Source organism: Aeromonas sp. QDB14 (assembly GCF_027707845.1).
Classification (GTDB): Bacteria; Pseudomonadota; Gammaproteobacteria; order Enterobacterales; family Aeromonadaceae; genus Aeromonas; species Aeromonas caviae.
Genome location: NZ_JAPCJD010000023.1, coordinates 57,808 through 64,548, shown reverse-complemented (window position 1 = coordinate 64,548; position 6,741 = coordinate 57,808). Strand labels below are relative to the sequence as shown.

The window sequence follows — 6,741 nt, the reverse complement described above, 5'->3', positions numbered from 1 at the left end:
TATGGATTTAGGGACTCAGAATACTTTTTTCTGAAAATCAAGGCGGCCTTCCCCGGAAAGCCGCGATGAACCTTTTAAAAGCAATAAGCATGCCGGATGGGGGAGGCGGCGAGCACCCGGGATACCGGAATGCCCGGGAGGGGGCCAGAAGAAAAATATGCGGAGGGAAGATTACATTTCTGCGCGAAAGGGGTCGTCTCTATCTGATGTCAACCTAACGGGCTGCTGTGCAGCGTTTAACTCGAGGAATACATCATGGGCTTGTCCATCCATACCAACTTCGCCTCCCTGACCACCCAGAACCAGCTGAACAACACCAACAAGATGCTGGGCACCGCCATGCAGCGCCTGGGTACCGGTCTTCGCATCAACTCCGCCGCCGACGACGCGGCCGGTCTGCAGATGGCTACCCGCCTGCAAGCCCAGTCCAACGGCCAGAAGGTCGGCATGCGCAACGCCCAGGATGCCATCTCCATGATGCAGACCGCTGAAGGCGCCCTGGACGAGATGACCAACATCGTTCAGCGCATGAAGGATCTGGCTACCCAGGGGGCCAACGGCACTACCAGCACCGAAGACTACACCGCCCTGAACGCCGAGTTCGGCGAGCTGTCGAAAGAGCTGGCCAACATCACCGACAACACCACCTTCGGTGGCCAGTCCCTGCTGAAGAAAGCCGCTGGCAACTTCGAGAAGGGTGCGGTCAAGTTCCAGATCGGTGGCTCCGCCGCCGAGACCCTGAGCGTGGACATCTCTACCGACCTGAAGAAAGTGACCGGTTCCACCGCTGGCTCCGGCCTGGATGGTACCGCAGTCAAGGGTGGCGGTATCGGTGATCAGACCAAAGCCAATGCCGCCATCACCGAGATGGAAACCTTCCTGAAAGACATCGGCAGCGCCCGTTCCTCCTTCGGTGCCAACATCAACCGTCTGGAGCACACCGTCAACAACCTCTCCAACATGAAAGAGAACACCGACATGGCGAACGGTCGCATCATGGATGCCGACTTCGCTCAGGAGAGCACCAACATGACCAAGAACCAGATGCTGATGCAGGCTGGCATGTCCGTGCTGTCCAACTCCAACCAGATGACCGGCATGGTGACCTCCCTGCTGCGTTGATGCTGGTGGCACCCATCCCCCTGGTGGGTGCCTTTTTCCCGTTTCCCCTCCCAGCTCCTCCCGCGCCCTCTTTTTTCATCATATTTTTCACCCGCAGCTCAAGTCTTGCCTCGCACCTGTCGCTTCTCTCCTTCGTACGGTTATCCGCTGCGGTAGCAGCCTTCTTCGAGGAATAGATCATGGGTTTGTCCATTCATACCAACTTTGCTTCTCTGACCACTCAGAACCAGCTGAACAACACCAACAAGATGCTGGGCACCGCCATGCAGCGCCTGGGTACCGGTCTGCGCATCAACTCCGCCGCCGATGACGCCGCCGGTCTGCAGATGGCCACCCGTCTGCAAGCCCAGTCCAACGGCCAGAAGGTCGGCATGCGCAACGCCCAGGACGCCGTCTCCATGATGCAGACCGCCGAAGGTGCCATGGACGAGATGACCAACATCGTTCAGCGCATGAAAGACCTGGCCACCCAGGGCGCCAACGGCACCGCGAGCGCGGAAGACCGTCTGGCCATGGGCACCGAAATGAAGGAGCTGTCTGCCGAGCTGAAGAACATCAGCGACAACACCAAGTTTGGTGGTCAGGCTCTGATCAGCGATGCGGGCAAGTTCGGCGCCGCAGCAGTGACCTTCCAAATCGGTGGTTCCGCCGCCGAGAAGCTGGATGTGGATGCCAGCGGCAATGTTCAGGCCGTCAACGCAGCCATTGATGCCGCGGAAACCGATTTTGCCACCGCCGATGCCACCGCTCTGGCCTCCACTGCCTTCAATGCGCAGATCACCAAGATGGAAGACGCCCTGGATGCCATCGGTACCGCCCGTTCCCAGTTCGGTGCCAACATCAACCGTCTGGAGCACACCGTCAACAACCTCTCCAACATGAAAGAGAACACCGACATGGCGAACGGCCGCATCATGGATGCCGACTTCGCCCAGGAGAGCACCAACATGACCAAGAACCAGATGCTGATGCAGGCTGGCATGTCCGTGCTGTCCAACTCCAACCAGATGACCGGCATGGTGACTTCCCTGCTGCGTTGATGGTTTGCCGGGCCGCCCCGAGAGGGGCGGCTCTTGTTTGAGAACCGCTTGCCGGTTGGAAAGGGCCGAGCCGGTCTTTTCCAACAGGCATGCCACCGAATAAGGGGATAAAGATGCAAATAGATCCGGCCAGCACGGCGATGCAACTGGTGGCCGTCGAGCGCCAGAACATGGACAAGCTGCTGAAGAAGCAGCTGGACAGCGTCAAGGCGCAGCAGAGCGCCATCAGCAGCCTCACCACCAAGCTGTCGAGTTTCCAGACCCTGCTCAAGGATCTGAACAAGGCGAGCAGCCTGCAGGCTCAGAAGGCCACCCTGTCCCAGGAAGGACTCATGACGGTGACGAGCAACGGCAAGGCCAGCTCGGGTCAGTACAGCTTCTTCGTGGAGCAGCTTGCCCAGTCCCATCAGGTCGGCTTGCAGCTTGACAGTGACACGGCACCGCTGCCGGCAGACGGCGTCTTCTCCCTGACCGTCAAGGGCAAGACCCTGGACATCGACCTGGCCTCCCTCCCGGCTGGCGCCACCGTCAAGGATCTGGTCTCCCAGATCAACAATGCCAAGGACAACCCGGGGGTGAAGGCGACCCTGGTACGTACCGACGGCAAGGTCAGCATGGTACTGACCAGCAAGGAGAGCGGCGTGGAGAACGCCATCACCCTGGGGTACAGCGGGGATGGCGCCAATGCCATCGGGGTGGCGATGGCCGGCAAGACGGACATCACCCAGGCGCAGGACGCCAAGCTGCGCATGGGGGGGGACAACCCTCTCACCATCACCTCTGCCAGCAACAAGATAGAGAACGTGGTGGATGGCCTGACGTTCCAGCTGACCAAGGCGCAAAAGGCGGATGACGCTCCGCTGCTGGTCACGGTGGATCAGGACAAGGAGGCGGTTACCGGCTCCCTCAAGAAGTTTGTCGACAGTTACAACGAGCTGGTGGACGAGCTGGCCAAGATGACCTCCAGCGATCCCAAGGCACCGGGAGCACTCTCCTCCGACAGCGGGGTACGCAGCCTCAAGAGCGTGATTGCCCGCAGCGTGCGGGAGCTGCCCGATGATCTGACTCTGGGGAGCCTGGGGATCAAGACCGACAAGGCGGGCAAGCTCTCCTTCAACGAGACTGACTTCAACAAGGCGCTGGAGAAGGATCCCGAGCTGCTCGGCAAGGCACTCATGGGCGACGATGGTCTGCTCAAGCGGATGAGTAATGCCCTGGACCCCTATACCAAGCGGGACGGTGCACTCAAGGGACGCAAGACAGGTCTTGAAGCGAACGAGAAGCGGGTGAACGAGCGGATGGAGGCGCTGGATCGGCGCATGGATTCCGCGTATAAGCGCTACCTCAATCAGTTCACCACCATGAACCAGATGTTGCAGACCATGGGCGCCCTGTGAGACGGATAGCCCGTAACACTTTGAATAAGCGAGTTTTTCATGTTTGAACCCCAAGAAGGCTATGACGCCTACCAGTTCGCCGCCACCCAGGCCAAGGCAGCGAGCGCCGATCCGCACCAGCTGGTGCTGATGTTGATGGATGGCCTGCTCGACGAAATTGCCAGGGCCGAGGGCCACATTCTGGCCAGGCAGTTCGAGCGCAAGGGGCAGTCCATCAACAAGTGCCTGCAGATCCTGGGGGGGCTCGACAGTGCCCTCGACATGGACAAGGGCGGGGAGCTGGCCAGCAACCTGCACCGTCTGTACGACTACTGCGGCCAGCGGCTGTTCGAGATCAGCGTGGCCAACGATGTCGCGGGCTTTGCAGAGGTGCGTCGCATCCTGCTGGAGCTGAAAGAGGGTTGGGAAGCGATGGCCCGCCATCCCCGTTGATGCGGAAATCCACCTTCCTCATGGGGCAAAGGTTGGAAATAACGTATTGAAATATAATGTTTATATATTTGGCCTGCTCCTTGCTTGCCCGCAAGGTCGTCCTATTTTGAGGCCATCATCATGTCCATGACAGGAGCCGTGCCCCCCGGTGCGGAACGCGAGACACGTCAGCGCCAGCTTCTGGGGCTCGGGCGTCTTATCTTGCAGCAGGCCCGCGCCGGACAGTGGGATGCGGTGCGTCTGGCGGATCAGCGTCTGGCCCAGCTGGTGGCGCATCTGAACAGCCAGCCTGCATTGTGGCAATCCCTGATGCCGGCCCGGGATCAAGTGCGCCACTGTCATCGGGAAGCCTTCGCGCTCTGTGAGCAGGAAACGGCGCTGCGCAAGCAGGAGTGGGACAGCCTCTCCCGCAAGCGGGAAGGATTGCAGGCCTACGACGAGGCGCAGACATGGGCATGATCCCTCTCCCCGTGGCAGAGACACTGCCCGCTTCCCCATCCGGTGGTTTTACCCGCCTCTCCCGCCAGCCTGACGGGCAGGGGGAAGAGTACCAGCCTCTGGATCTTCCGCAGGAGGCGATGCTTCCTCCGTCCACTGCCCCTTCCGCCCCCGTCGACGAGACGGAGCAGGAGGAGAGCGTCGAAGTGGCTGCGGATGTCGCCGAGCAACTCGCCGCCTTCAACCAGATGCCACCACCTTTTGTCCGCCAGGAGGAGGGACGCCTTCCTCCTGCCCGTTTGTCATCGAGTGCCGGCCTTGCCCCCGTCGGGGAGGTGCAACCCGCCTCCTCGCCTGTGCTGCGCGCCCTCAGCGGGTTCGAGCGAATGGAAGGGGAGCGGATGCCGGCGCCGCCGGTTTCCGTTGGCAAGGAGAGCCTCCCTCAACCCGTTGGGGAGCTGGCCATGCGAATGCTCCAGCCCACAGCCCGGGGCGAGCAGCCTGCGACCCGGAGTGCGGCAGCGGTGGTGCCTCTTCCCGGGGAGCCCGCCCCGGAGCGGGAGGCCAGCGTCACCGAATTCAAGGCAAAGGCGGGGTTGTCGCCCGCGCTATCTGCCGCCAGGCCTGCGGAATACCAGTGGGCACCGGCGCGTCTTGCCGCAAGCGAGGCCCAGTGGGGCCAGCAACTGGTCGATGTGCTCAAAGACAGGGTCGAGCTGCAGGTGAACCATAGCATCAAGCAGGCCCATATCCGCCTCGATCCCCCCGAGTTGGGTCGCCTCGAACTGACCGTGAGGGTGGAAGGGGATCGGCTCAACGTGCAGCTCAACGTGACCAACCCGGCGGTGCGTGAAGCCCTGATCCAGTCGATGGAGCGGCTTCGCATGAGTTTGGCTCCCCATCATGCTGGTGGTGTCGAGGTGAACGTGGGCCAGGGGGGAGAGCAGGAGCGGGAGGATCGCTGGCAGCAGGAGAAGATCCTGGCAGGTCGACAACAGTGGCAGGAAGAACAGGACGCATCGGGCAGTGCTGGCCAGGATTGGCTCAACACCCTGGTGTGACATTTCAAGATCTGGCAATAGCGAGAGTTATTTCAAATTATGCGGCGTGTCATGAAGTGGTTGATGGTGATAATGATGGCGCTGTGCCTGCTGGCGGCGCTGGCCTATGGCGCTTATCTCAAGCGGGATACGGTTGCCGTCTGGCTGGGCCTGGCAGAGGCCAAGCCCGAGCTGAGCAAGACGCCGCTGTTCAAACCGATGGAGCGTTTCGTCATCAGCCTGGAGGGAGACAGAGAGTCCCACTATCTGGTGCTGGAGCTGGCGCTGGTCACCCACAATCCCCAGCAACTGGAGACGCTCAACGAGCTGACCCCCCTGATCCGCAATGCCATGGTGCAATATTTCAGCCATCGCTCCCATGAGGCGGTGAAGCAGGAATTGCAGAACATCTCGGCCCTTCAGACCTCTCTGCTCGGCAAACTGGTGGGAACCCTGGAGGGGTATGGCTACAAGCCCTATCTGGATGAAGTGCTGGTCACCAAGGTCCTGGTGCAGTAGCGAACATGATGGACGCTGGTTGGGATACTCCCTGCGAACTGACCGCCTCCGCTCCCCGCACCGGTGAGCAGGTGATCCTGAGCCGTTATCTGCCTCTGGTGAAGCGGGCAGCCACTCACCTGCGCAGTCAGGTGAGCGCCAGCTTCGATCAGGAGGACATGGAGCAGGTCGGCATGATGGGGCTGCTGGAAGCCTGGCGTCGCTATGGGGGTGAACCGGATGCCCAGTTCGAGAGCTATGCCTTCAAGCGGGTACGGGGAGCCATGCTGGACGAGCTGCGGCGCCTTGACTGGCGACCCCGTCAGCTGCGCCAGCAGGTGCACGGTCACAACCAGGTACAGCGGGAGCTGTTCAATCGTCTGGGGCGCAACCCGACCGAGCAGGAGCTGGCACAGGCGCTGTCCTGCACCGTCGAGGAGGTGCGCCAGCTCGCCTATGCGAGCCAGGCCGAGGCGTTGCAGAGTCTGGAGGAGTGGCTGGAGAACGGAGGCAGGGCGCCAGCATCCGAGTCTGACGATCAGGATCTGGCCATGACCCTTGCCAAGGTGCTCGGCACCCTGGACAAGCGTGAACAGCTGCTGCTTTCCCTCTATTACCAGCAGGAATTGAACATGAAGGAGATTGCACTGGTGCTCGGGCTGACCGAGTCGCGGGTGTGTCAGCTCCACAAGCAGTGCGTCCTTCAGCTCAAGCAGCGATTGGTCGACTCCATATAGTTATGCCTCTCCCCGCGGGGGGAGTCTTGTTGATTTC

At 61.1% G+C, this 6,741-nt stretch carries 8 protein-coding genes; all 8 read left to right on the top strand.

The genetic code is table 11. The features are described from left to right. Positions 1-255: 255 nt before the first annotated feature. Positions 256-1,122, top strand: coding sequence for a lateral flagellin LafA (lafA, locus tag PG887_RS10015; protein WP_045522180.1), 867 nt, complete (start codon positions 256-258; stop codon positions 1,120-1,122). A 179-nt stretch (positions 1,123-1,301) separates the two neighbouring features. After that, positions 1,302-2,162 carry a lateral flagellin LafA gene (gene lafA / locus PG887_RS10010; protein ID WP_045522176.1) on the top strand — a complete coding sequence of 287 codons (861 nt, stop codon included), beginning with the start codon at positions 1,302-1,304 and terminating at the stop codon, positions 2,160-2,162. Between the two features lie 113 nt (positions 2,163-2,275). Then, positions 2,276-3,559, top strand: a complete 1,284-nt coding sequence (lafB, locus tag PG887_RS10005; RefSeq protein WP_048208577.1) for a lateral flagellar capping protein LafB — start codon at positions 2,276-2,278, stop codon at positions 3,557-3,559. A gap of 39 nt (positions 3,560-3,598) precedes the next feature. Beyond that, the gene (lafC, locus tag PG887_RS10000) at positions 3,599-3,991 is read left to right on the top strand and encodes a lateral flagellar export chaperone LafC (protein ID WP_104454855.1); all 393 of its coding nucleotides are present in this window, start codon (positions 3,599-3,601) and stop codon (positions 3,989-3,991) included. Positions 3,992-4,111: 120 nt separating this feature from the next. Beyond that, positions 4,112-4,450, top strand: a complete 339-nt coding sequence (locus tag PG887_RS09995; RefSeq protein WP_270821590.1) for a LafX — start codon at positions 4,112-4,114, stop codon at positions 4,448-4,450. An 11-nt stretch (positions 4,451-4,461) separates the two neighbouring features. Continuing rightward, positions 4,462-5,490 carry a flagellar hook-length control protein FliK gene (locus PG887_RS09990; protein WP_270821588.1) on the top strand — a complete coding sequence of 343 codons (1,029 nt, stop codon included), beginning with the start codon at positions 4,462-4,464 and terminating at the stop codon, positions 5,488-5,490. 39 nt (positions 5,491-5,529) lie between these two features. Then, positions 5,530-5,988, top strand: coding sequence for a lateral flagellar basal body-associated protein LafF (gene lafF, locus PG887_RS09985; RefSeq protein ID WP_270821587.1), 459 nt, complete (start codon positions 5,530-5,532; stop codon positions 5,986-5,988). 5 nt (positions 5,989-5,993) lie between these two features. Further along, entirely contained in the window at positions 5,994-6,704 is a 711-nt protein-coding gene (lafS, locus tag PG887_RS09980) for a lateral flagellar system RNA polymerase sigma factor LafS (protein WP_104452196.1), read from the top strand. The last annotated feature ends 37 nt before the right edge of the window (positions 6,705-6,741 follow it).